The sequence below is a fragment of the Dactylosporangium sp. NPDC051541 genome (genome assembly GCF_044454505.1).
In the GTDB taxonomy this organism is placed as follows: Bacteria; Actinomycetota; Actinomycetes; order Mycobacteriales; family Micromonosporaceae; genus Dactylosporangium.
Genome location: NZ_JBITDU010000003.1, coordinates 659,831 through 683,483 on the forward strand (window position 1 = coordinate 659,831; position 23,653 = coordinate 683,483).

A 23,653-nucleotide genomic window follows, 5' to 3' on the forward strand; every position below is an offset into this window, starting at 1 on the left:
CCGCGCGCCGGCCAGGAGTGTTCGCTGTTATGCGCGTTTGATCGAGCCCAGCAGCGCGTCGAGCTCGCCTTCGAACACCGGCTCGTCGGTTTCGGCCAGGGCGTGCACGAACTGGCCGTGCCCGTCCTCGACCAGTGCTTCCCGCATGTGCACGGCCGACGTCCCGCCGATGCCGGTGTGCACGTGGACCCAGTCCGTCGGCAGCCCGAGCAGCCGCCCGCCGGAGCGGGTGACCGCGTCGGCCGGGAAGCGCTGGTGGATGAGGTTGGGCGCGCTGCCGCGGTAGAGCGTCACCGAGGCGAACGGCCCGCCGAGCGGTGTGAGCCGGAACAGGCGCAGCACGACGAACGACAGGCCCGCTTCCTGGTGCGCCACCCACCCGGCCCGCACGTCGACGGTCAGCAGCGTCTCACCGTCGAGCCCGATCAGCGACCGGCTCCCGGCGTGCGCGTCGAGTCGCCGCTCGCCGGGCCGGACCGTCCGCAGGATCTCGGTGGCGAGCGCGGTCAGGCCCTCGCGGTCGTCGGCGGCGTTGGGCGAGACGAACAGCTGGATGCGCACGATCGCCGACTCGGGCGTGCGCACGAACGCGTCCGCGATGGGCACCGCCGGCCGGCCGGAGTCGAGCGGGAAGTATCCGTAGGCCATCGTGTCCGGCCCGGTCTCCAGCGGCACGAGATGCTGCCCGGCCGGCAGCTCCCAGGCCCCGGCGATGCCGTCGATCGACGCGCGCAGGTCCCCGGGCACGACCCGGAACAGCTCGGACGCGAGCAGCACCAGCCGCTCCCCGTCCAGGTCGTACAGCACGCGGGTCTCGGTCGCCCCGGACGCCGCCGTCCCCATCAGCGACTGCGCCCGCGCCTCCGCCCGCGCCCCGGCCGGCAACGACACGGAAAGCCGCCCATCCAGCAACGGGACGTCCAGCTCCGCCGCGTAACCCCGCCCCACCTGCGCAAGTGCTCCCACGCCCGAACCCTACCCGCCTCCGCCGGCCCCCGAACCTGGCCTTGCTGTGGCAAGCTGCAACAGCGCGAACGGCGACGGGCCGCCGCCCGGGATCGCCGACGTCGAGACTGTGTTGCGGGAGGAACCGTGAAGCTGCTGTTCGAAGCCTCCGCGCCGGTCGCGGCGCCGGTCGAGCGGGTGCGGCCGCTGATCGACGACGGCTGGGTGGTCAGCGCCTTCCTCGGCCCCGAGCGGCGCGCATACGTCGACGTCGATCACCGGCCCGGCGTGGCCGGCTTCCAGGGCCACTGGTGGTATCGCGGCGAGATCAGCGCCGAACCCGCGGGCGAGCACAGCACCGTCGTCTACCGCGTCTACAACATCGCCGCCCGCGGCGCCTGGGCCGTGCCGCTGGCCAACCGCCTCTTCATCGGCTACCGCCGACAGGTCCGCGACAGCGCCGCCCGGCTGGCCCAGCAGATCGAGGACCACCTGCGCTGAGCGCCGCGACCGCCCGGACGCCCTCAGCACGGTCACAGCGGTCGATGGCGAGACTGATGGCCATGCGGAAGGCATTCGCCTACGGGGGCGCGGCCGCTTTCGTGCCATACGCCTTGCCGCTGTACATGCGCGAACGTTTCCCGGAAGCGTTCGCCCCGGCGCGGCGGCCGCGGATCGCTCGGGCGGCGGCCGCGGCGGCGGTGCTGTTCGGCGTGGTGAGCGCCTATTGGGCGCTCGGCGGACACCTCGGCATCGGGCATCCGGAGTTCCGCGACCCGCTCGGGCGCCTGCAACTGGCCAATGACGCTTTGTGGGCGTTCGCGGCCGCGGCCGGGGTGCTGCTGCTCGGGCGGGGGACGGTGCCGATGGTGCTGACCTGGATCGGGTCCGGGTTCCTCTTCGCCTGGAACGCCTGGAAGCTGCCGCTCGGGATCCTCCTGGCCGACCGGGCGGAGTGGCCCGAGCGGCCGTTCGCGGCGGCGGCGCGATTCGGGCTCGGGATCGCGGCCGGGGTGCACATGGCGCTCGCGATACGCGCGCTGCGGCGGCCAGGGGTCGTGCCGTTCCCGGAAGCGTCGGCGTCGGATCCGGGAACGGCACGACCGTATCCGCGCGTCGGCCTTCGGCGGCGACCGGTGCGCGGACGTCTTGGCGACGGTCAGCCGTTGTAGACGCGGAACTCCGAGACCTGGCCGGCCGGCCAGCCCGTGTTGGCGGTGAACGTCAGGCGCAGGTAGCGGGTGGTGACGGTGGCCGGGAAGGTGATCGTGACGGTGTTGCCGGAGGCCGGGTTGAAGGTGTACCCCTGGGAGCCCGCGATCGCCGTGAAGCTGGTGCCGTTCGTACTGCCGCTCACCGACAGTGTCTGGGTGCGCGTGGCCCACGACGACTGCGGCGGCAGCGTCAGGACGATCCGGCGGGTGGCGACGGCACTGCCGAGGTCGACCTGCAGCCACTGCGGCCACGCGTTGTTGGCGCTCTCCCAATAGGTGCCCGTGTTGCCGTCGACCACGTTGCCGCTGGCGTACGTCTGGGTGTGACTGCTCTCCGCCGTCGGGCGGCCGGCGGCCAGGTTCGTGGTGTTGTTCGGCGGGGCCGTCGTCGTCGCCGTGACCGCGTTCGAGGCGCCGGAGGCGTTGCCGGCCGCATCATAGGCCGAGACCGTGAAGGTGTACTGCGTGGAGGCGCTCAAGCCACTCGCGGTGAAGGCGAGCGTGGTTGTAGTACCGATGACGCTGCTTGTCGCTCCTGTGACCCGGCTGATGCGATAGCCCGCGACGCCGATGTTGTCGGTGGATGCGTTCCACGCCAGCGCGACCGTCGTGTCGGTCGTGCCGGTCACGCGGAGGGTGCCGGGGACCGACGGTGCGCTCTGGTCCGGCCCGGTCGGGAACGGGACCGTGAAACGCGTCTCGGTCAGCCCGATCTGGCCCTTGAGCATCCGGCCGCCGTCGTTCGTCAGGCGCAGGTAGTAGTCGGACGAGCAGGGCGTGCCGTCCTCGTCGAGCGCGCGCATGCCGGAGTTGGTGGGCTGCCAGGCCGCGCTCTCGGCCGTCTTCGCGATCTGGTTGCCCTCGTTGAACTCGTCGAACATGGAGATGTACGCGCTCTTCACGCCCGCCCGGGTGTGGTTGTAGAACTGGCGCCACATCAGCTCGCCGTGGCGGCGGTGGCCGGACGCGAGGTCGCCGGGGATGACGCACGGCTGGTAGTCGATGCCGCGGGCGTTGAGGTCGCTCAGGTCGCCGAGCACGCGGTTCTGGTAGAACCAGTCGGCGCCGGCGTTGTCGCTGATCCGGCCGACCATCCACGGGGAGACCATGTCGAAGGCGTGGTACACGTCGATGAATCCGGCCCGCGAGTCGTCCGTGCCGAGCCGCCAGTGCGTCGGCACGCCCCCGATCACGTAGCAGCCCTGGCCCTTGAACCAGGCGATGACGTCGAGGCACGCGGCCGGCGCGAACGGGCGGCCGTCGTCGTTGAAGCCGAATCCCCAGATGCAGACGACGGGCTTGCCGTTCTGCCGCGCGTACGCACTGGAAGCGACATGCGCGGACATCTTGTTCGTCCAGTCGGCCTTGATCTCGTTCTGCATCGTCAGCCACCAGGTGACGTCGTACATGATGTAGAACTTGCGGCCGTAGGTCTCCGCGGCCTGGCGCACCTTCTGCGCCATCGCGTCGCGGGTCGCGCCCTCGCCGCCGTTGGGGTTGAACCGCTGCAGCCCCGCGGTGTCGCAGCCGTTCTGCTGCATCCAGCGGAAATGGGTGTCCACGGTCTGCTGGTCATAGGACGAGAACAGGTTCGCCGGCTGGCCGTTGCCGAGATTGGCGAAGTTGGTGCGGTAGCCCTTCGTGAAGTCGCGCATGTCCGGCCAGCACGTGATCGAGCACGCGCCCGGGGCCGGCGGCTGCGACCAGTTGGGGCTGTAGTGCCACCAGCCGTTGATCGGGGCGCCGTCACCGGGGGCGGCGAACCAGCCCTGGTAGCCGACGGTGACCTTGCCGACGACGTCGCCGGGCGCGCTGGCGGCCTCGGACACACCGGCGTTCAGGGCGATCGGGACCGCCGCGGCGGCGCTGGCGGCTATCGAGGTGGCGATGACGGAGCGGCGGGAAACTCCCATGGGTGGACTCCTCGGGCACGGCGGGGGAACGGACCCTGGGCGGGGGTCCGCACACCGGCATGAGCAGCTCACGCGGGTGGGGGCGCGTGGTTGGCGGCGCTGGTCGTTGTCGGCTTCTGGCGTGAGATCCTGCCAGGGGCCGCGCTCCCAACGCAATACTTCGATGTGACTACCGCAAGTTTGCGACGAACTTCTGCTGCGTTCGTCGTTAGTCGACGGTCCACAAACTCGGAAGATTCACGACAATGCCTTCCTGGGTACTGCGTGCGATGACGACGATCGCCTCCTCGTCCCCGGGGTTCTCCTCGCGGTGGGGCACGTACGGCGGCACGAAGATGTAGTCGCCCGGCTGGGTTTCCAGACGTGTTTCGGCGGACCCCTCGGCGAAGACGAACACGGGGTGGCCCGACACGACGTAGATCGCGGTCTCTGCCTCGCCGTGATGGTGGTCGCCGGAGTTCGTCGCCGGGGCGACGTGGGTGCGGCCCATCCAGAGCTTCTCGGAGCCGACGGTCCGGCCGGAGATCGCTTCCAGGCGGGTCATGCCGGCGGTCTGCCGGGTGTCACCGCTCAGTTCGGCGCCCCGGATGTGCCGCAGCGGCGCGTGCCAGTGATCAGTCGACGCGGATTCTTGATCGGTCATCGTCGCGGGTCCTTTTGTCCGAATTGTCGTTACAGAGGGCAGTGGCCGGGCACGAGGCCCGGACCGGACGGGAGCTTCGACATCATGAACCGCAGGAGCTTGCTGCTGGCGGCCGGGGCCGTCGGCGTCACGACCGCCGTCGGGGGCGCCGCCGCCGCGATCGCCGCGACCGACCCCGAGCACGGCCGCCCGGCGCGGCCCATGCTGACGTGGGAGCTGGTCGGCGGGTTCGTGCCGGCGGGCTGGACCGCGCTGCGGGCGCCGCGGCTGGTCGCCTACGACGACGGGGTGCTCATCGCGGACGCCGCGAAGCGCATGCGGATCGGCCAGAGCGAGGTGCGCTCGCTGCGCAATCACGCCACCACGGTGCTGCGCGACCCGGCGAACGGCCGTCGCCGCCCGGGTGCGCCGATGATCGCGGACCTGCCGTCGACGGTGTTCACGGCCCGCGCGAACGGCCGCCGGTTCAGCCTGTCGTTCGAGGGCCTCGAGGAGACGCGGCGCGACCGGGCGTACCCGACGCCGGCCTACTCGCTGCTCGACCACCTGACCCAGCTGCGCGACCGGGTCAGCGGCACCGGCAGCGCGTTCCACCCGGACGCGATCCGCGCCGTCGTCGTGCTGCTCGACGCCGCCCAGCCGACCACCGCCGTGCCGCCGTGGCCGATCGGCGTGCCGGTGCCGCGGTTCCGCAAGGACGAGTTCCTGACCCAGCTGGACCTGCGCGACCGGCAGGCCCGCGCCCTCATGCGGGCCGTGCCGCACCCGGAGCAGCCGCAGTGGCCGGTCTTCAAGCTCCCCGACGGCCGCCGCGCCCAGCTGAACTGGCGGTTCTTGCTGCCGCACGAATAGATTTCATCGTCTCGATCAGGATGCGCTGCGTGGTCTCGACGTCCTCGCTCATTTCGAAGGTGCTGTGCAGGACGGCGAAGCCGTGCATCGCGGCCCGCAGGACGCGGGTCGCGTGTATGGCCTGCTCGGCAGTGAGGTCGTAGCCGTTGAGGACGGCGAGGACCACGTCGAGGAACCGGCCGGCGGCCTTCGCGACCACCGGCTCGGCGCTGGGGCGCTGGGGCGCGAACGCATAGCGGTGGGGATGCCGGACGGCGTATCGCTGATAGGCCAGCATCATCTCCTCGAGCGCCTCGTCGCCGCCGCGGCCGACGACGGCCGCGACCACCGTGTCCGTCAGCTGGTCGTAGATGCGGGCGGTGAGCAGCGCCCGCAGCTCTGGCAGCCCGGTCACGTGCTTGTACAGCGAAGGCGTCGCGACGCCGCACTGCGCGGCGACCGCGGCCAGGGTCAGCGCCTCGGGCCCGCCCGCGTCGACGACCCGGACCGCCGCGTCCACGACGGCGTCCGGGTTGAGGCCGGCCCTAGGCACCGGTTTGGCTCACTGTCATAGCTTCGAAGCTAATGTTGTTAGCCTAAGGCGTCAAGGGCACAGCCGGCGGGGCAGGCCGAAGTGCGGCAGCGTGGCGTTGTCCAGGAACCGCGTGAACGCCGACACCAGCTCGCCCCGCATCGTCACCACCAGCAGGCCCTGCGCGTGGCCCGACACGTAGCAGCCGTAGGCCGGTTGCCAGTTCGCGCCCACCGGGACGAGCGTGTAGCGCCGCCGGCCGTCGGCCAGCCCCACGTGCCGGAAGAAGCCCGCGATCGCCGCGTGCCCCTGGTATTCGAACGGCGCCGGCGGCATCGTCAGCCACGCGTCGTCGGTGAGCAGGGTGACCATCGTGTCCACGTCGCCGGCCTCGATGGCGTCGGCGAACCGGGCCGCGGCCAGGCGCTGGCGCGGCGACGGCGGCCCCGCCTCGGCCCGCTCGAACGAGACCGACCGGGCCCGTCTCAGCAGCGCGTTGGCCGCGTGCTCGGTCATGTCGAGCAGCTCCGCGGTCTCGGCGGCGCGATAGCCGAGGACGTCGCGGAGCAGCAGGACCGCGCGCTGCCGCGGGGGCAGCGACTGCACCGCCGCCACGAACGCGAGCGAGACGGCCTCCCGCCGCTCGTAGCGCGCCTCCGGCCCCGGCGTGTCGTCGGGCAGGCCTTCGAGCAGCGCGTCGGGAATCGGCTGCAGCCAGATCGGCTCACCGGTGCGGGTCGGCTCGGGCAGATCGACCCCGACCCCACCTCCGGCCCCGGCCCCGGAGGCACCACCCGGCCTGGAAGTACCGGCCGGCCCGGAGGCACCGCCGGGCCCGGACGCACCGGTCGCCGGGGTGCGCGCCCGGGTGGTGTCCCGCAGCCAGTTGAGGCAGCGGTTCGTCGCGATGCGGTAGAGCCACGTGCGCACCGACGCCCGCCCCGCGAACCCGCCGAGCCCGCGCCAGGCCGAGGTCAAGGTCTCCTGCAGCACGTCCTCGGCGTCCTGGACGGAGCCGAGCATGCGGTAGCAGTGGACGTACAGCTCCCGCCGGAACGGCTCGACGAGCTCGGCGAACGCCCCCGTGTCGCCGCCTTGGGCCCGCTCCAGCACGTTCATGACGGTCATTGCAGCACTTCCAGGCCGGTGGCGGCGACCGTGTACGCGCCGTTCGGGTCCTTGAGCGCCGCCAGCACCGCCTCGCCCGCCACCTCCGGCGTCACCACCGGCCCCAGGCGGGTCGTGAACTCCTCCACCGAGATGCCCTGCCGGGCCGAGTACGCGCGCGCACCCGCGTCGCCGACGCCGGTGCCGGGGGAGAGGCCCGGCAGCAGCGCCACGAACCGGATGCCGAGGCCGAGCCGGGCCGCCTCCTCGTCGGCGTAACGCGCGACGAACCGCACCATCGCCTTGGCCCCCGCATACCCGCCGCTGCGGGGCGAGCCGCCCAGGGCCGCCCCGCTCGACATCAGCACCACCACCCCGCCCGGTGCGAGCGGCGTGCGCAGGGCGGCCCGGCACCACTCGAACGCCTGCCGCACGTCGACCTCCCACGGTGCCGAGAACGTCTCCCACGTCTGCTCGTGCACCGGCCTGATGTCCGGCACGGCGCCCGCGTTGAGCACCACGACCGCGGGCGCGTGCTCGGCGAGGACCCGTTCGGCCAGCCCGGGCGTGGCGGCGTCGGCGGTGATGTCCGCGCCGCCGCCCCGGGCGATCGTGATGGTGGTGTAGCCGGCGTTCGCGAGCGCCGCGGCGATACCCGGCCCGAACCCACGTGTGCCGCCGGTCACGACGGCAGTCGGTTGCACAGTCATGCCGATACAGACACCGAACCGCACAAGAATTTGTCAGTACTGCTTGAGCTCGATGTCGTTCGCGAAGTTGTCGGTCATCTTGAGCATCATCCGCAGCAGCCACGGCGACTGGAACGTCCAGTTGCGCATCGTCATGCGGGCCCGGCTGCCGGGTGCGAGGAACGGGCCGGCGCTGCCCTGCTTGGAGATCTTGGCGTATCCGCGGAACGCGGACTCGTAGGCCGCGAACGCCGTGCGGAAGTCGCCGTTCGCGGCCCGCAGCTCGCCGGCCAGGACGTAGGCGCCGACCACGGCCAGTCCCGTGCCGAAGCCGCCGAGCGTGTTGCCGTAGGCGGCGTCGCCGAGCAGCGCGACCCGGCCCTTGGAGTAGGACGGCACCTGCGAGCGGCTGAGGGAGTCGAGGTACACGTCGTCGGCGCCGTCGAGCCGGTCGAGGATCTCCGGGACGCGCCAGCGGCCGCCGCGGTAGGCGTCGCGCAGGATGCGCTTGGCGGCCTCCGGGTCGTAGCGGTCGTACTGCCGCTCCGGCGAGCGGAACACGAAGAACGCGGGCGCCTTGGGGCCGCCGAGCGCGACCATCCGGCCCGGCTCGTTGTACATCACCGCCTCGTCGTCGCCGGTGCCGCCGGGGCCGGCGCCGAGTGTGACCAGCGCGTAGTAGTGGCCCAGGAACGTGACGTAGTCGGGCTCGGGGCCGTAGGCCAGCCGCCGCACGTTGGAGTGGATGCCGTCGGCCCCCACCACCAGGTCGAACGACCGTGGGGCGGAGCCGGCGAACGTCACGTGCACCTTGTCGCCGGTCTCGGTCAGCGACGTGACGGAGTCCCCGAAGACGTACTCGCAGTGGCCGGCCGTCCGGGAGTACAACAGCGAAGCGAGGTCGCCCCGGGAGATCTCGATCTCGCCGCCGGTGAACTCGCCGGGGATGACCGCCAGTGACTTGCCGTGCTCGTCGATGATGGTCTGGTCGTGGCCACCGGTCTGCCGTTCCCGCACCGCGTCCAGCAGGCCCATGCGGTCCAGGACCGTACGGTGGGTCGCGCCCTTGAAGTCGACCGCTTGGCCGCCGAGCCGCAGCTGGGGAGCCCGCTCGACGACGGTGACGTCGTAGCCGTACCGCGCGAGCCAGAACGCGAGGGCCGGGCCGGCGATGCTGGCGCCGGAGATGAGGACCGTGGTGTGCTTCATGCCCCCGACCATGACCGCCGCCGCTGACAACCCACGACCAGTCCGCTGACAGCCGTGACCGTGCGGCGCCCGCCGCCGTCGGTCGACATCGACGGATATCTCCGGCAGAATCGCGAGCGGTGGTCGGGCATTCGGGGGCCTGATTACCGCTACGGGGGACGTCTGCCATGCATCCGCGCAGCGCATCAGGGCTCGGTGCACTCCTGCGCCGGCACCGGCTCCGCGCCGGCGTCGACCAGCAGGAGCTCGCCCGCCGGGCCGGGCTGAGCGTGCGCGCCCTGCGCGACATCGAGCACGATCGGGTCCGGCGGCCGCGGGCCGAGTCGGTGCGGCGGCTGGCCGACGCGCTGCTGCTCTCGGCGGCCGACCGGGACGCGCTGCGCTCGGCGCTGACCGGCGACGGGCCGGTCGCGGAGCCGGGCTTGCGGATCGGTGTGCTCGGGGCCCTGTCGGTGCGCCGGGCGGACGGGCCGGTGGAGGTCGGCTCGCCGATGCTGCGCGGCCTGCTCGGCCTGCTGGCCATGCACGCCCGGCAGGCGGTCCCCCGCGACGAGATCGTCGACGTCCTGTGGGACCGGCCGCCCCGCAGCTGCCAGAACCTGATTCACGGGTACATCGGGCAGCTGCGCCGGCTGCTCGAGCCGGACCGGCGGCGGCGCGGGGCCGCGGGGACGGTGCGGCTGGCGCCGGGCGGCTACCGGCTGGACCTCGACGCCGCCGGGCTGGACGTGGTGCGCTTCGACGAACTGCTCGGCCACGCCCGCGCGGCCGCCACCGACACCGCCGCGGCCGTGCGGGAGCGACTCGCGGAGGCGCTGGACTGCTGGCGCGGGCCGGTGCTGGCCGGGGCCGACCCACGGCTGCGGCAGCACCGGACCGCCGTCGCGCTCGGGCGCCGCCGGGTGGACGCGGCACTGACCTACGCGGATCTGGCGCTCGCCGGGGATGGCGGGCCGGCCGCAGTACCACGGCTGCTTTCGATCGTTTTCGATGAGCCGTTGCACGAGGGCCTGCACGCGCGGCTGGCTCTGCTGCTCGCGGCCGGCGGTGAGCGGGCCGAGGCGCTGCGGGTGCTGGCCGACGCCCGGTCCCGGCTGGCCGAGGAGCTCGGGGTCGAGCCCGGTGAAGAGCTGCGGTCCGCACAGCTGCAGGTGCTGCGGGCGGGGCCGCGGCCGGCCATGTCGGTCAAGGCCACCCAGGTGGCCGTCCCGGGCCAGCTCCTGGCCGATGTGGCGACCTTCACCGGCCGGGTCGACGCGCTGCGCAGCCTGGACGACCGGCTGGCCGGCGGCGGTGGTGGTGTCGTGGCGATCGCGGGCACCGCCGGGATCGGCAAGACGGCGCTGGTGATGCACTGGGCGCACCGGGTGCAGGAGCGGTTCCCGGACGGCCAGCTGTACGTCAACCTGCGCGGCTACGCCCAAGGCGCCCCGCTGGAGCCGATCGAGGTGCTCGCCCGGCTCCTCCACGCGCTCGGGACGCCACTGGACGAGGTGCCCCTGGAGGTCGAAGAGGCGGCCGGGGTGTACCGCACGCTCCTGGCCGACCGCCGCATCCTCGTCGTGCTCGACAACGCCCGCGACGCCGAGCAGGTGCGCCCGCTGCTGCCCGGCGGCGTCGGCTGCCTGGCCCTCGTGACCAGCCGCGACCGCCTCGCCGGCCTGGTCGCCCGCGAAGGCGCGCAGCTGCTGGTCCTCGACGTGCTGGCGGCCGCGGAAGCCCGCGCGCTGCTCGGCCGGATCGTCGGCGCGCAGCGGCTGCGGGCCGAGGACCCGGCCGTCGTCGACGACCTCGTCGCGCTCTGCGGCGCGTTGCCGCTCGCACTGCGGATCGCCGCGGCCAACCTGGTGTGCGACCCGCACCGCACGGTCCGCGAATACGTCGCGGAGCTGCGGGGCGGCGACCGGCTGACGGCGCTGCGGATCGAGGGCGACCGGCAGACGGCGGTGGAGGCCGCGCTGGACCTGTCCTACGCCGCGCTGCCGCCACCGGCCCGGCGGCTGTTCCGGCTGCTCGGTCTGGTTCCCGGGCCCGACTTCACGGCGGCCGCGGCGGCCGCGCTCGCCGGTGGCGAGCCGGTGAGCGTCGGCGCGGTGCTGGAGCGACTGGCGCGGGCGCATCTGCTGGAGCAGTACGACCGGGGGCGGTTCGCCGTGCACGACCTGCTGCGGCTCTACGCCCACGACCGGTGCGCCGCGCAGGACGGCCCGGACGACCGGCAGGCCGCGCTGGGCCGGCTGTTCGACCACTACCTGGCCGGGCTCGACGCGGCCGCCCGGCTGCTCTACCCGGAGAAGCTCCGGCTGCCCCTTCCGAGCGGGCTCCCGGAGCCGGTGCCCGGTTTCGCCGAGCCCGCACAGGCTCTGCAGTGGGTGGAAGCGGAGCGGCCGAACCTGGTCGCGGCGATCCGGCACGGTCCGCGGCCGAGCACCTGGCTGCTGGCCGACGCCCTGCGCGGATACTTCCACCTGAGCATGCACACCATCGACTGGCTGACCGTCGCCACCACCGGCCTCGCCGCCGCCATCGACGCCGGCGACGGGCCGGCCCAGGCGGTCAGCCACCTCAGCATCGCCGACGCCCACTGGCGCCGCAGCCGCCACGACCTGGCCGTCGAGCACTTCAACCGGGCCCTGACGGCCGCGCGGCGCACCGGCTGGGCGCAGTGCGAGGCGAGCATCCTCGGCAACCTCGGCGCGGTCCACTGGCAGCAGGGCAACCTGCGGGCCGCCGGCGACCAGATCGCGGCCGCGCTGGAGCTCAACCGGCGCACCGGCTGGCTGGCCGGGCAGGCCGTCAGCCTCGGCAACCTCGGCCTGGTCCGGATGCAGGCCGGGCAGCTGGAGCGGGCCGCCGGGCACTTCGCGGAGGCCCTCACCCTCGCCCGCCGGACGGGCGCCCGCAGCAGCGAGGCCAACATCCTGGGCAACCTCGGCGAGGTGTGCCAGCTCCTCGGCCGGCTCGACGAGGCGGTCGAGCACCTCGACCTGGCCCTGGCCCGGCACCGCGAACTCGGCGGCCGCGGCAACGAGGCCGCCAACCTGCGCACCCTCGCCGCCACCCACCGCGACGCCGGCCGTCTCGACCGGGCCCTCGAACTGGCCCGGGCCGCGCTCGAGCAGGCCAAGGGCACCGACATGCTCCGGCTGGAGATCGACGCGCTGAACGTGCTCGGGACCGTGCAGGACGCGCAAGGCCATTGCGCCGCCTCGGTCGACAGCCACCGCCGGGCGCTGACGATGGCCCGGGAGACCGGCGAGCAGCTGCCGGAGGCGGAGGCGCTCATCGGCATCGCCGCCGCCCAGCTGCACCTCGGCCACCTCGACCAGGCCCTCGCGGACATCATGCGCGCGGTGACGCTGACCCAGCGGGCGGGCTTCCACCAGCACGAGGGCGCCGCCCTGACCGGCCTCGCCGCCGTCCACCTCGCCCGCGGCCGCCCGTGGTGGGCCGTCCAGGTCGGCGAGCGGGCCGCGGCGGTCCACGAGAAGACCGGCTACCGGGCCGGCGCGGCCCGGACCGACGCCCTGCTCCGCCAGGCCCGCGCCGCCACCGATGAGCACGCAGCCGCGGCGCACAGCCCCGCGCCGGTAGGCGGCCCGCGTGGCGCACCCTTAGGCTGAGGCGGTGCGGTTAGCGCAGGTCAACGTGGCGCGGATGCGGGGCGGGCCGGAGGATGCGGTCATGGCGGGGTTCATGGCGGCCGTCGAGCCGGTGTATCGGCTCGCGGAGGGCAGTCCCGGGTTCGTCTGGCGACTGCACGGGGCCGGTGGGCACGTGCCGACGTGTGCGGATGCGGTCGACGGGTGGCTGGTCGTGAACGTTTCGGTGTGGACGTCGTACGAGGCGCTGCACCAGTTCGTCTACCGCAGCCACCACGGCGGGCTGGTGCGGCGGCGGGGCGAGTGGTTTCTGCCGACGCCGCAGCCGAGCACCGCACTGTGGTGGGTCGCCGACGACGAGCGGCCCGGGCTGGACGCGGCGCGGGCCCGGCTGCGGGTGTTGCGGCGGGAAGGGGCGTCGCCGCGGGCGTTTTCGCTGCGGCGGCGGTTCGAGGCCGACGGCACGCGGGTGGCGGTGCGGGATCGGTCCGGGCGGGGACCCAACCGCAGTGGTGCGGATCGCGTGTAGGTAGGCGTGAACTAGCGGCGCGGGTTGCTCAGCTGGGTGCGGGTCAGCAGGCGCCAGACCGCGCTCGCCGGGACGCGCCGGCCGGTCAGGACATACTCGCTGACGTACTCGATGTGCAGGGCCTCCAGCAGCGCGCGGCGGTCCCGGGGCTCGCCCGCGAACAGGATCCGGTCGCCGGGCGCGAGCACGAAATCGTCGGCGGGTCCCAGGGTGGCCTCGTCGCCGCGCTGGATCAGCAGCGGCACGATGTCGAGGCGGCGGTCTCGGTCCTCGCGGTCGCGGAGCAGTTCACCGAGCGACTCCGGGCCCGAATCCAGCCACGGCACGATCGCCGGCGCCTCCCGCCGGTCCATGGTCGTCGTCCACAGTGCCTGCAGCCGGCTCCCGCAGTGGCGGTGCAGCCGGGCGATCATCTCCTCCGCCCACGCGTCGCCGAGCCCGGGCAGCTCGCGCAGGAAACGCCACAGCAGCGGCGTGCTGACCTGTGCGTAGATCTCGCGTGCGGTCAGCTCGGCCGGCACCAGCAGCGAGTCGATGTCCATGGCCGCGAACAGGGGCGCGGCCTCGGGCCGGTTCTGCCGCGACGCCACGAACAGGCCGGGGTTGATCAGGCGGGCCGCGGCGACCAGGGACAGGTTGGTGGTGTCGTTGTCGGTGCCGGCCACGAACCCGACGGCGTCGGCCAGGTCGGCCCGGGCCATCACGGCCGGCTCGGACGCGTCCCCGACCATGATCACCGGCCGGTGCGGCCCGTCCGCGTGGTCGGGGTCCGGCGCCACGGGGTCGATCGCGGTCACCTCGAGGCCGGCGGCGAGCAGGTCGTCGGCGAGTTTCCGGCCGAACCGGCCGTATCCGCACACCACCCACCGGCCCTCCCGCGGCGGCGAGCCCCGCTCCGGCAGGTCCGCTCCGGGGCCGCTCTCCAGCCAGGACATCAGCTGGTAGGTCGCGGGGGCGTGCATCGCGATGCGCAGATGGTCGCCGTAGCGGTCGAACGGGTTCACCACCCGCGGCGAGCCGAACGCCGCCATCCGGTGCTCGATCGACGGCGCGACCGTGCGGGCCAGCACCGGCAGCTCCGGGCGCAGCAGCGCCGCGGCCATGGTCACGGCCAGGTTGACCTCGTCGTCGTCGGTGACCGCCACGACCCCCTCGCAGTACGGGTGGCCGAGCCCGGCGCTCTCGAGAATCTGCGGGTTGCGGGCGTCGCCGACCAGCCCGGGCATGTCGGCGTGATACGGGTCGATGTCCAGGGCGTCGACCCGCTCACTGTTGGGGTCGATCGCCACGAACCGGCGGCCGAGCAGGTCGAACGAGCGGCCGAGGAGCTGCCCGGTCTGGCCGTAGCCGGCGATCAGCAGGAACGGTTCGCGCATCCGGGCCACCGTGCGGGTGAACCGCTGCTGGGCCAGCACCTGCCGGAACGCGCGGTCCTGCAGGAGCGTCAGCAGCGAGCCGATCGCGTAGGCCCAGCCGATCACCGTGAGGTAGATGGTGGCGGTCACCCACAGCCGCTGGGCGCCGGTGAACGGGTAGGGGATCTCGCCGTAGCCGATCGTGGTCGCCGTGTAGCTCATGAAGTAGAACGCGTCGAAGATGCCCATGCGCACGGGCCGGCCCGCCGGGTCCTGGCCCGGGATCAGCGTGAGGCCGAGCACGCTGACCGCGAAGATGCCGATCAGCAGGATGAGCGGCAACCGCATCCGGCGCAGGACGAGGAAGACCGTGGGCGGCCCCTGGTTGGACAACGCCGAGCGGACCCATCGGCGCACTTCCCGCGGGCGGCTCATTTCCGCTGGAAGGAGATGGTCTCGACGACCAGCAGGATGACCGAAACCACGTTGGCGAGCAGGGCGCCGCCGGAGAGCGAGACGACACCGGCGGTCGCCGCCGAGTCCAGGCCCGCCGACGACACCTGCGTGGCGTAGGCCCAGGCGATGGTGGCCGCGATCAGCTGCAGATCGGCGACGAGGCTGGTGGCCAGGTGCACCGCGCCGATCTGGGTCCGGTCGCCGAACTTCAGGACCGTGGCGATCAGGTTGACCACGACCGCCGCGAACAGCTCGTACTCGTTGTGCAGCGATGGGTTGTCGATGTCACCGATGAAGAACCCGAAGTTCAAGGTGGCCGCGAGTAAGACAAAAAACCCGAAGACCACTTTTTCCATGCTCATACGCGCTCCCGCCGCTCGGACAGTTCACAGTAGCGGGCGCGGCGCCTCGCTCCGGAGCCCTTCCGCGTACGCCGCGGCGAAGGCCTCCGCACCCAGTTCCCCGGCGGCCTCGCGCGCAACCGCGGCGACATCGGGGTCACCGGCGACCGCGGTGCCGCGCAGCGCCACGGCCATCCCGAGCAGCACCGCCGCCGCCCGCGGCCGCCCGGTCAGCCCGGCGTGCCCGGCCTGCCCTTCCAGCACATCGGCCAGCGCGGAGCCGAGGGGCGCCAGCTGGGCCGCCGTCCAGGCCTCGGCGTGCAGCCGGGCCGCCCCGTCGACGTCGCGGTGGGCCTCGGCCAGGCGGGCCTGCGCGGTCAGGAGGCTGCCGCGGATGTACACCGAGCCCGGGTCGCCGAACCGCGTCTCCGCGACCGCCTGGCCCAGCGCGGTCGCGGCCGCGTCCAGATCACCGCGGTGCCGGGCCACCTCGGCCAGCCCGAGCAGGGCGGCCGGGGTGCGCGTCGCCCGGCGGAAATCCGTCTCCGCGGCGGGCAGGTCGCCCTGCCGGATATGGTCGTATCCGCGCCGGGACAGGACGTCCGCGGCTTCCAGGGCCGCGCCCAGGTCGTCCAGCGCCCGCAGCGCCGCGGCCCAGCGCTCATGGGCCAGCGCGTGGTCGCCGCGCCAGGACGCCAGGTGCGCCAGCCAGTCGAGGCATTGCGCGGTGCCCCAGCGCTCGCCGAGGGCCTGGAACCGCACCAGCACATCCCGCAGGCCGGATTCCACGGGGCGGCCGCTGAGCGCCGACAGCAGGACCAGGCCGAGGTCCTGCAGCGCCCGGTTCCACGGGTCGCCGGCCAGCAGCCGCGGCGACGGGTCGGGGCGGGAACCGGGCGCGCGGGCCATGCCCCACACCGCGGCCCCGAACGGATGGCGCAGCGGGCGGTCGATGCCCACCATCACCGTGTCGGCGCGGGTGCGGTGCTCGGCCGGGGCCAGGGACTCGGCGTGCACGACGCAGCTGACGTACTCCTCCTCCAGGCCCTCGACCGGCCCGTCCAGCAGCGCGGCGGCCAGCGGTGCGACCTCACGGCGGCGGCCGCTCAGCCACCAGTACGCGGCCAGGGCCGTGATCAGGCGCATCGCCGTGGGCCGGTCGGCGTGGCGGACCGCGGCGATCAGGTTCTCGTGGTCGGCGGCCAGCACGGCGAGCCAGTCGAGCTGCTCGGCCCGGCGCAGATACCCGTCGGCGGTGCGCGCGAGCCGCAGAAAATACTCGGCGTGGGCCTGGCGCAGGCGGGCCAGTTCCGATTCGCCGAGCCGGGCCCGGCAGAAGAGCAGAATCGTTGCCATCATCTTGTACCGCGCGTCGCGGGCCACCACCAACGAGCGGTCGGCGAGATCGAACAGCACCTCCTCCCCGGCCCCGCACACGGCCAGGGCCGCCTCGGCGGTCGCGCCGCCCGCGAACACCGACAGCCGGCCGGCGGCGGTGCGCTCGTCGTCGCCGAGCAGCCGCCACGACCAGTCGACGACGGCGTGCAGCGTGCGGTGCCGGTCGGCCGCCGTCCGGTCCCCGCGCGACAGCACCGCGAAGTGCTCGTCCTGGGCCAGCCGCGCGGCCAGGCCGGCCACGTCCAGTTGCCGCAGCCGCGCCGCCGCGAGCTCGATCGCCAGGGGCAGCCCGTCGAGCAGGCCGCAGATCTGCCGCACCGCGGCCGCGTTCTCCGGCCCGACGGTGAAGCCCGGGCACACCGCCGCGGCCCGCTCGGCGAACAGCGCGACCGCCGGCTCCGGCGGCAGCGGCCCCACCGGCACCAGGACCTCGCCGGTCAGCCCGAGCGGCTCCCGGCTGGTCGCGAGCACCCGCAGCCCCGGGCACTCGGCCAGCAGCGTGCGGGCCAGGGCGGCGACGGCGTCGATCGCCTGCTCGCAGTTGTCGAGCACGAGCAGCAGGTCGGGCCCGGCCAGCGCCGGCACCAGTCGCCGCACGGGGTCCGCGGGCGCCGCGGGGGCGAGGCCGCCGTCCCGCAGCCCGAGCGCGGCCGCCACCGCGAGCGGCACATCGGCGGGGTCCTCGGCGGCGGACAGGTCGGCGAAGCACGCATCTGGCCCGGCCGCCTCCACCGCGAGCCGCGTCTTGCCGGCCCCGCCCGGCCCGACCAGCGTGGTCAGCCGGGACGGGGCGGTCGTCAGGCGCCGCAGCTCGGCCTCACGCCCGATCAGCCGGGTCAGCGGGGCGGGCGGGGTGCGCCGGGTGGCCGCAGTGCCATCTCCTTTGAGAAGCCGCAGGTGTACCGCAGTGAGCTCGGCCGAGGGATCGGTCCCGAGCTCGTCGGCCAGGAGCCGCCGCGCGTCGTCGAACTCGCCGAGCGCCTCGGCCGTGCGCCCCTGCGCGTGCAGGGCCCGCATGAGCTGCCCGCGCAGCCGCTCCCGGAACGGGTGCTCCGCGACCAGCCGGCGCAGCGGCCCGACCGCCGTCCCCGCGGGCAGCCGGAGCTCCGCCTCGACGAGGTCCTCGACCGCGCTCAGCCGGGCCTCCTCGAGGCGCACCACCTGCGCCGCGGCGTCCGGCAGATCGGCCAGGGCGGGTCCGCGCCAGAGGTTCAGCGCGGTTTGCAGTACCGATGCGGCGGCTTGAAAATCCCCGGAGGCGAGCGCTTTGCGGCCGTCGGCGGCCAGGCGCTCGAACCGGTGCACGTCGACGTCGCCGGCGTCGACCGCGATCCGGTAGCCGACCCCGGCGAACTCCACCAGGCCGCCCGGCAGGGCCCGGCGCAGCCGCGAGACCTGGGCCTGCAACGCGTTGGCGGTCTCCCCGCCGAGCTGCTCCATGGGCACGACCCGGCCGGCCGCGAGCAGCAGCCGGACCAGCAGCGCGCGCGGCTTGGGCCCGGCCACCGCGACGGCATTCCCGGCGTCGTCGTGTATCTCGAGCGGCCCGAGAATGCTGAAGCGCATGATGCCATTGTGCGACCGCGGCCAGGGCTTCTTCGCAGCGCGGGTCCCCGCCGTCCGCACGTTTAGACAGCGGGAAATATTTGCATCGGTAAAATCAACTGGCATGGCACCTTCCGCACCGCAGGTCTTCGCCCAGATCAGTACCGCCGAGCCGCCGCCTCCGCCGCGCCGGTTGATGGGCCGCGCCGTCGTCCTCGGCGGCAGCATGGCCGGGCTGATGGCGGCGCGGGTGCTCAGCGACCACGCCGACGAGGTCGTCATCGTCGAGCGCGACCCGACGCCGGGCGCCGTCCCGCGGCCGGGCGTGCCGCAGGGCACCCAGGTGCACGCGCTGCTGCCGGCCGGGCAGACGCAGCTCGAACGCTGGTTCCCGGGCTTCACCGACGGGGCCGTCGCCGCGGGCGCACCGGACTTCGGGCGCAACGACGGGCGGGTGTACATCAACAACAAGCTCCGCGAGGTGCAGGACCCGCCACCGCCCCGCCCGATCCTCATCACGACCCGGCCGTTCCTGGAACATCAGGTCCACGAACGGGTGCTGGAGCGGGCGAACGTGCGCGTCGTGTTCGGGCGGGCCGAGGGGCTGCGGTTCAGCGAGACGGCGGTGACCGGGGCGACGTACGTGCCCGAGGGCGGCGCGGAGCCGGTGCACCTCGACGCGGACCTGGTCGTCGACGCGATGGGGCGCTCCAGCCGGCTCAACGACTGGCTGGACGGGCACGGCTGGCCGAAGGCGCCGATGCGGCGGATGCCGATCAAGCTCAACTATGCGTCCGCGCTGTTCGAGCGGGACGAGTCGATCAGCGACACGTGGGCCGTCGTCACGCAGGAGACGCCCGGCAAGGGGCGGGTGCCGCGGATCGGCGGCGTCCTGTCCGTCGAGCGGGACCGCTGGCTCATGCTGGTCGCCGGGTACGACGAGGACCGGCCATCACGCGACCCCGCCGAGTACGCCGAGCGGTGCCGCAAATACTTCCCGGAGATGTTCGGCGCGATCGCCGAGCAGGGCCGGATGATCGGCGGGGTCATCACCTACCACCAGGCCGACAGCCGCCGCCGGGACTTCCACGCCGTGGACCGGCTGCCGGCCGGGCTGGTCGCCGCCGGTGACGCGGTGGCCTCGTTCAACCCCGTCTACGGGCAGGGGATGACGTCGGCGATGCTGCACGCCTCATGCCTCTCGGCGTGGCTGCAGACCGGTCCGGACGTGCCGGCCACGCCGGCCAAGGAGTACTTCGAGAAGGTCCGCGTCATCGTGGACGCGGCGTGGCAGATCTCGACGTTCGCGGACCTGGGACTGCCGCACATCACGTCGGGACAGCCGCGGGGGTACTGGATGATCCGCTGGGCCGGTGACCTGTTGCAGCGCGCCTCGATGGTCGACGCACCGACGTGCCGGGAGCTCAACCGGGTCACCGCGATGGAGACGCATCCGGCCGCCCTCGCCAAGCCCGGCGTCGTGCTGCGGGCGCTGCGGCTCAAGCTCATGGGCCGGATCTGAAAGCAGAGGGGGCGCGGCCGTCCGGCCGCGCCCCTGCCTTCACTTCACTGCTTACAAGCCGCCCAGCAGGCCGAGCAGGGCCAGGATCTGGTTCAGCAGCTGCGAGATCTGGGCGAGCACACCGACGCCGTCGAGCAGGCCGGCGATACCGCAGATCAGGTTGCCCAGCAGGTTGCCGGCGCCCGGGACGGCGGTGATGTTCAGGTGCACGCGGTCCAGGTGCACGACCAGGCCGAGCAGGTCGAGGTCCAGCGGGGCGAGGTTCAGGTCCAGCACCTGGCACCCGACGGGGTTGATGTCCTGCACGGCGAACGTCTGGGTCTGCGAGACGTTCTGCACGGCGCCCGTGGAGTCGGTGAGCTGACCGGCCAGCACACCGGTGGCGTCGATGTGGTCGTCGGCCGGCGCGAACTGCGACGGCGTGAACGTGCCGGCGAAGGTACCGGTGCCGCCCTGGGCGTCCGTGAAGGTTCCGGTCACCACCGAGGTGAGCGTGCCGACCGCGTCCGGCGCCGCCGCCTTGGCCGGTGCCGCATTGGCCGCCGGACCACCCACCAGCGAGAGCGCGACCATCGCGATGACCATCGTCACCGCCCCGAGGGCGGTCTGGAGCCGGCGCCGGCCGACTGCGTCCGCACCGACGAGGCCTGTGTCGCCTGACATCTTTGGCTTGGCCATTGATCCTCCTCGTTCGTTTTGGTGTCCCCTTTCGCATTGCCGCTGAGAATCTGGACAAACGGTATTGATCTGTGTGGAAACCTACACACTATTTCGCATTGACCATGTTGCGCTGCAGGTAGAGCGTGTCCCACTGCCCTGGGACGGTTCCGTGCGCGATGAGTTCTCCGGTCCTCATGTCGAGCACCACGGCGATTGCGGCCGTCACGGAGCGTGTCGGCTGGGCGCTCGGGTTGTAGCTGTCACCGGGCTGCGCGGTGATCAGCAATCCGGGGCCGGCCTCGGTCTGTGTGATGCCGCCGCACGTCACGTCCGGCCGCGCCTCGAGATAGCGCAGGAACTCCTGCCGGGCTCCGACCCCTATGAGGGCCTGGTTCCGGTTCAGGCTGTTGTAGTAGTCCAGCCTGGTCGACAGGAGGGTGCCGTTGATGTTCTTGGCTGATGTCGAGAACAGGCCGCCGATGGTCTCGATGTCCTGCCGGGGCCGGGCGACCCGCCCGATCTCCTGCTCGTCATGGGCCGGCGGGATGATCTCCGGGTGCGCGGTGAAGTAGTCGCGCGAGGCGTCGTCGGCATAGGTGACCGGGCCGCGGTCGTTGACCTGGAACCGCACGGAGTCGCGGTTCGTCCAGCTCTGCTCGTCGATGGTGAAGTCGGCCCGGGCGAACGGGTTGCCGGGGCCGCCGAGCGCGATGCCGACGCCGGTGACGCGCCGGACCCGCTGGTAGAAGTATTCGCCGTCGGCCCCGTCATAGGGCGCTTTCCGCACGTGGTCGGCGAGCTCCGTCACGCAGTTGGTCGGGCCGCTGTGGGTCGGCGACTTGGCCGGCGTCGGCTTCGCGTCCGGGTCGGGGCGGGCCAGGATCGCGACCCCGACGATGACGAGCAGGCAGGTCAGCGCGACCGCGGCGACGGCCAGCACCGGGCGGCGGCGGAGCGGGGCGATCTCCCAGCCGGAGTCATCGCGCCGCATGACGGCCGCGCGGACCGGCAGCTGCTCCCAGGCGATCAGGCGCAGGATCTCCTGGTCGCCCTCCGGCAGCCGGGCCAGCGCGGCCCGGACGTCGACGAGCGCGGCGACCCCGTCGTGGCGGTCGTGGTCCGGCGTGTCCAGCAGCTCCAGCGGGGGCGGTGCGGCCCGCTCGGCCCGCCAGTGGTTGGCCAGCAGGCGCCAGGCCGTGTTCGACGCCGGCGAGACCGGCCGCTGCTGTTCGTCATCACCGGCCGCTGGTGGCGTCACCGCACCGCGATGACGACCTTGCCGAACGGGTTGGCGGACTCGTAGTGGTGGTAGGCGTCGCGGGCCTGGTCGAAGCCGAAGACGCGGGCGATCGGCGGGTGGAGCCGGTGTTCGGTGATGAACCGGTTGAGCTCCTCGAACTGGCGGCGGCTGCCGACGGCGACCGCGCGGACCGTTGCCACCTGCATGAAGAGCAGCCGCGGGTCGAGCTGCGGCCAGTCGCCGGAGACCGAGCCGACCAGGGCCACGTGGCCGTCCAGGGCCAGGCTCCGCAGCGCGTCGGGGATCGCGCCGGCGGTGTCGATCACCCGGTCGGCACCGCGGCCGCCGGTCAGCCGGCGCACCTCGTCCGCCCAGTCCGCGTGGCGGTCGACGACCTCGTCCGCGCCGAGGGCCCGCAGCCGGTCGGCCTTCGCCGGGGAGCCGGTCGTGGCGATCATCCGACAGCCAAGAGCCTTCCCCAGTTGTACTGCGAACAGCGACACCCCGCCCGAGCCGGTGACGACCACCGTCTGTCCACTGTGTACTCCGCGGCCGTCGCCGGTCAGCGCGTTCCAGGCGGTGACCGCCGCGCACGGCAGCGTGGCGGCCTCCGCGAACGACAGGTGCTCAGGCACGTGCACGAGCGCGTCCTCCGGCAGGACGACCGTCTCGGCCAGCATGCCGTCCAGCGTGCCGCCCAGCTGCGGCAGGCTTTCCGGCGTGAGCGGCCCGTCCCGCCACTGCGGGAACAGCGTCGCGGCCACGCGATCACCGACCTGGAACCGCCGCACACCGGAGCCGACGGCCATCACCGCACCCGCGCCGTCGGAGACCGCGATGACGTCCGGCTTCACCGGCAACACGTACTGCCCGCGGGCCACGAGCAGTTCCCGGAAACTCAGGGACACGGCGTGCACGGCGACCCGCACCGAGCCCGGGGGGAGGGCGGCTCCGGTGGCCGGGTGTTCCCGCCGGGTCAGGCCGTCGATGCCGGCGCCGGTCGTGATGTGCCAAGCGATCGTCATGCCCCGAACCATCCGGTGCCCGGGTGCGCGGCGGCAATTCCCTCCAGGGAATCGGCGGGCGGCGGCGGGAAGCGGTAGACAGGTCGTGTGACGGAGCGGTTCGGTGGAGTGCTGCGGGACTGGCGGCTGCGGCGGCGGGTCAGTCAGCTGGAGCTGGCGGTGCGGGCCGGCACCACGCAGCGGCACGTCAGCTTCCTGGAGAGCGGGCGGTCGGCGCCGGGGCGGGCGATGATCATCCGGCTGGCGGAATCGCTCGACGTGCCGATCCGGGAGCGCAACGATCTGCTGCTCGCGGCCGGGTTCGCGCCCGCGTACCCCCGGAATGCTCTGGATTCTCCGCAGCTCGCGGCCGTGCGGGCGGCCCTCGAGCACGTGCTGCGCGGGCATCTGCCGTATCCGGCGGTCGTCGTCGACCGGCACGGCGACCTGGTCTCCGGCAACGCCGCGTTCCACCGGCTGACCCGCGGGGCCGATCCGGGACTGCTCGGGCCGGCGATGAGCGTGGCCCGGCTCCTGCTGCACCCGCGCGGGCTGGCGCCGCGCATCGTCAACCTCGACGAGTGGGCCTGGCACGTCGTCGACCGGGTCCGGGCCGAGGCCGTGCGCAACCCCGACGACCGGCTGCTGGCCCTGGCCGCCGAACTGGCCGGGCTGGCGCCCCCGCGGCCGCGCGAGCCCGGGCGGCAGCACCTGGGGTTCGCGGTGCCGCTGCGCCTGCGCGACACCGACGAGCACGGCCGCGGCCGGGAGCTGCGGCTCATCACCACGCTGACGCATTTCGGGACCGCGGTCGACGTCACGATCGCCGAGCTCCGCCTGGAGGCCTTCCTCCCGGCCGACGCCGCCACCGCCGAAGCGCTCGCCGGCGCCCTCACCTGAGCCCGGCGACTTTTTTCG

General features: G+C 73.4%; 20 protein-coding genes. 7 read left to right on the top strand and 13 right to left on the bottom strand.

The window, feature by feature from the left end:
- Positions 1-27: 27 nt before the first annotated feature.
- On the bottom strand, positions 28-966 hold the full coding sequence (locus ACIA8L_RS17170) for a hypothetical protein (protein WP_395905349.1): 939 nt from the start codon (positions 964-966) through the stop codon (positions 28-30).
- A gap of 126 nt (positions 967-1,092) precedes the next feature.
- On the opposite strand from ACIA8L_RS17170, the gene ACIA8L_RS17175 reads away from it, so the two are divergent.
- Together ACIA8L_RS17175 and ACIA8L_RS17180 are read left to right on the top strand one after the other, a co-directional pair.
- Positions 1,093-1,446 (top strand): hypothetical protein, encoded by a 354-nt coding sequence (locus ACIA8L_RS17175; protein ID WP_395905351.1) that lies wholly within the window; start codon positions 1,093-1,095, stop codon positions 1,444-1,446.
- 62 nt (positions 1,447-1,508) lie between these two features.
- A complete protein-coding gene (locus ACIA8L_RS17180; RefSeq protein ID WP_395905353.1) occupies positions 1,509-2,117 on the top strand; it encodes a hypothetical protein in 609 nt (202 codons plus the stop codon).
- Here ACIA8L_RS17180 and ACIA8L_RS17185 read toward each other — a convergent pair.
- Together ACIA8L_RS17185 and ACIA8L_RS17190 are read right to left on the bottom strand one after the other, a co-directional pair.
- Entirely contained in the window at positions 2,105-4,072 is a 1,968-nt protein-coding gene (locus ACIA8L_RS17185; protein WP_395905355.1) for a discoidin domain-containing protein, read from the bottom strand. The genes ACIA8L_RS17180 and ACIA8L_RS17185 overlap by 13 nt on opposite strands.
- 208 nt (positions 4,073-4,280) lie before the next feature.
- Positions 4,281-4,715 (bottom strand): cupin domain-containing protein, encoded by a 435-nt coding sequence (locus ACIA8L_RS17190; protein WP_395905357.1) that lies wholly within the window; start codon positions 4,713-4,715, stop codon positions 4,281-4,283.
- Positions 4,716-4,799: 84 nt separating this feature from the next.
- Between ACIA8L_RS17190 and ACIA8L_RS17195 the strand changes: the two genes are divergently transcribed.
- Positions 4,800-5,567, top strand: a complete 768-nt coding sequence (locus ACIA8L_RS17195; protein ID WP_395905359.1) for a hypothetical protein — start codon at positions 4,800-4,802, stop codon at positions 5,565-5,567.
- Here ACIA8L_RS17195 and ACIA8L_RS17200 read toward each other — a convergent pair.
- The 4 genes from ACIA8L_RS17200 to ACIA8L_RS17215 are packed head-to-tail and all read right to left on the bottom strand — an operon-like array spanning position 5,506 to position 9,083.
- On the bottom strand, positions 5,506-6,099 hold the full coding sequence (locus ACIA8L_RS17200; protein ID WP_395905361.1) for a TetR-like C-terminal domain-containing protein: 594 nt from the start codon (positions 6,097-6,099) through the stop codon (positions 5,506-5,508). The genes ACIA8L_RS17195 and ACIA8L_RS17200 overlap by 62 nt on opposite strands.
- Before the next feature lie 51 nt (positions 6,100-6,150).
- Positions 6,151-7,206 (bottom strand): sigma-70 family RNA polymerase sigma factor, encoded by a 1,056-nt coding sequence (locus tag ACIA8L_RS17205; RefSeq protein WP_395905362.1) that lies wholly within the window; start codon positions 7,204-7,206, stop codon positions 6,151-6,153.
- On the bottom strand, positions 7,203-7,895 hold the full coding sequence (locus tag ACIA8L_RS17210) for an SDR family oxidoreductase (protein ID WP_395905364.1): 693 nt from the start codon (positions 7,893-7,895) through the stop codon (positions 7,203-7,205). Before ACIA8L_RS17210 ends, ACIA8L_RS17205 begins: the two co-directional genes overlap by 4 nt.
- A gap of 33 nt (positions 7,896-7,928) precedes the next feature.
- Positions 7,929-9,083 (bottom strand): FAD-dependent monooxygenase, encoded by a 1,155-nt coding sequence (locus tag ACIA8L_RS17215; protein ID WP_395905366.1) that lies wholly within the window; start codon positions 9,081-9,083, stop codon positions 7,929-7,931.
- 167 nt (positions 9,084-9,250) lie between these two features.
- Between ACIA8L_RS17215 and ACIA8L_RS17220 the strand changes: the two genes are divergently transcribed.
- Positions 9,251-12,706, top strand: coding sequence for a tetratricopeptide repeat protein (locus ACIA8L_RS17220; RefSeq protein ID WP_395905368.1), 3,456 nt, complete (start codon positions 9,251-9,253; stop codon positions 12,704-12,706).
- A gap of 4 nt (positions 12,707-12,710) precedes the next feature.
- Positions 12,711-13,214 carry a DUF3291 domain-containing protein gene (locus ACIA8L_RS17225; protein WP_395905370.1) on the top strand — a complete coding sequence of 168 codons (504 nt, stop codon included), beginning with the start codon at positions 12,711-12,713 and terminating at the stop codon, positions 13,212-13,214.
- An 11-nt stretch (positions 13,215-13,225) separates the two neighbouring features.
- Here the strand turns inward: ACIA8L_RS17225 and ACIA8L_RS17230 are convergent, their stop codons facing one another.
- Genes ACIA8L_RS17230 through ACIA8L_RS17240 form a run of 3 tightly spaced genes read right to left on the bottom strand, consistent with a single transcriptional unit; the run spans position 13,226 to position 18,330 of the window.
- On the bottom strand, positions 13,226-15,004 hold the full coding sequence (locus ACIA8L_RS17230) for a potassium channel family protein (RefSeq protein ID WP_395905372.1): 1,779 nt from the start codon (positions 15,002-15,004) through the stop codon (positions 13,226-13,228).
- Positions 15,001-15,387, bottom strand: coding sequence for a DUF6394 family protein (locus ACIA8L_RS17235; RefSeq protein WP_395905374.1), 387 nt, complete (start codon positions 15,385-15,387; stop codon positions 15,001-15,003). Before ACIA8L_RS17235 ends, ACIA8L_RS17230 begins: the two co-directional genes overlap by 4 nt.
- A 24-nt stretch (positions 15,388-15,411) precedes the next feature.
- Entirely contained in the window at positions 15,412-18,330 is a 2,919-nt protein-coding gene (locus ACIA8L_RS17240; RefSeq protein WP_395905376.1) for an ATP-binding protein, read from the bottom strand.
- A 103-nt stretch (positions 18,331-18,433) separates the two neighbouring features.
- Here ACIA8L_RS17240 and ACIA8L_RS17245 point away from each other — a divergent pair, with 103 nt between their 5' ends.
- Entirely contained in the window at positions 18,434-19,831 is a 1,398-nt protein-coding gene (locus ACIA8L_RS17245; protein ID WP_395905378.1) for an FAD-dependent oxidoreductase, read from the top strand.
- Between the two features lie 51 nt (positions 19,832-19,882).
- Here the strand turns inward: ACIA8L_RS17245 and ACIA8L_RS17250 are convergent, their stop codons facing one another.
- The 3 genes from ACIA8L_RS17250 to ACIA8L_RS17260 form a co-directional block, all read right to left on the bottom strand.
- The gene (locus ACIA8L_RS17250; protein WP_395905380.1) at positions 19,883-20,509 is read right to left on the bottom strand and encodes a hypothetical protein; all 627 of its coding nucleotides are present in this window, start codon (positions 20,507-20,509) and stop codon (positions 19,883-19,885) included.
- An 88-nt stretch (positions 20,510-20,597) separates the two neighbouring features.
- A complete protein-coding gene (locus ACIA8L_RS17255) occupies positions 20,598-21,749 on the bottom strand; it encodes an RNA polymerase sigma factor (RefSeq protein ID WP_395905382.1) in 1,152 nt (383 codons plus the stop codon).
- On the bottom strand, positions 21,746-22,756 hold the full coding sequence (locus tag ACIA8L_RS17260) for an NAD(P)-dependent alcohol dehydrogenase (protein WP_395905384.1): 1,011 nt from the start codon (positions 22,754-22,756) through the stop codon (positions 21,746-21,748). The genes ACIA8L_RS17255 and ACIA8L_RS17260 overlap by 4 nt, the downstream gene beginning before the upstream one ends.
- Positions 22,757-22,843: 87 nt before the next feature.
- Between ACIA8L_RS17260 and ACIA8L_RS17265 the strand changes: the two genes are divergently transcribed.
- Positions 22,844-23,635, top strand: coding sequence for a helix-turn-helix domain-containing protein (locus ACIA8L_RS17265; protein ID WP_395905386.1), 792 nt, complete (start codon positions 22,844-22,846; stop codon positions 23,633-23,635).
- Positions 23,636-23,653 lie beyond the last annotated feature (18 nt).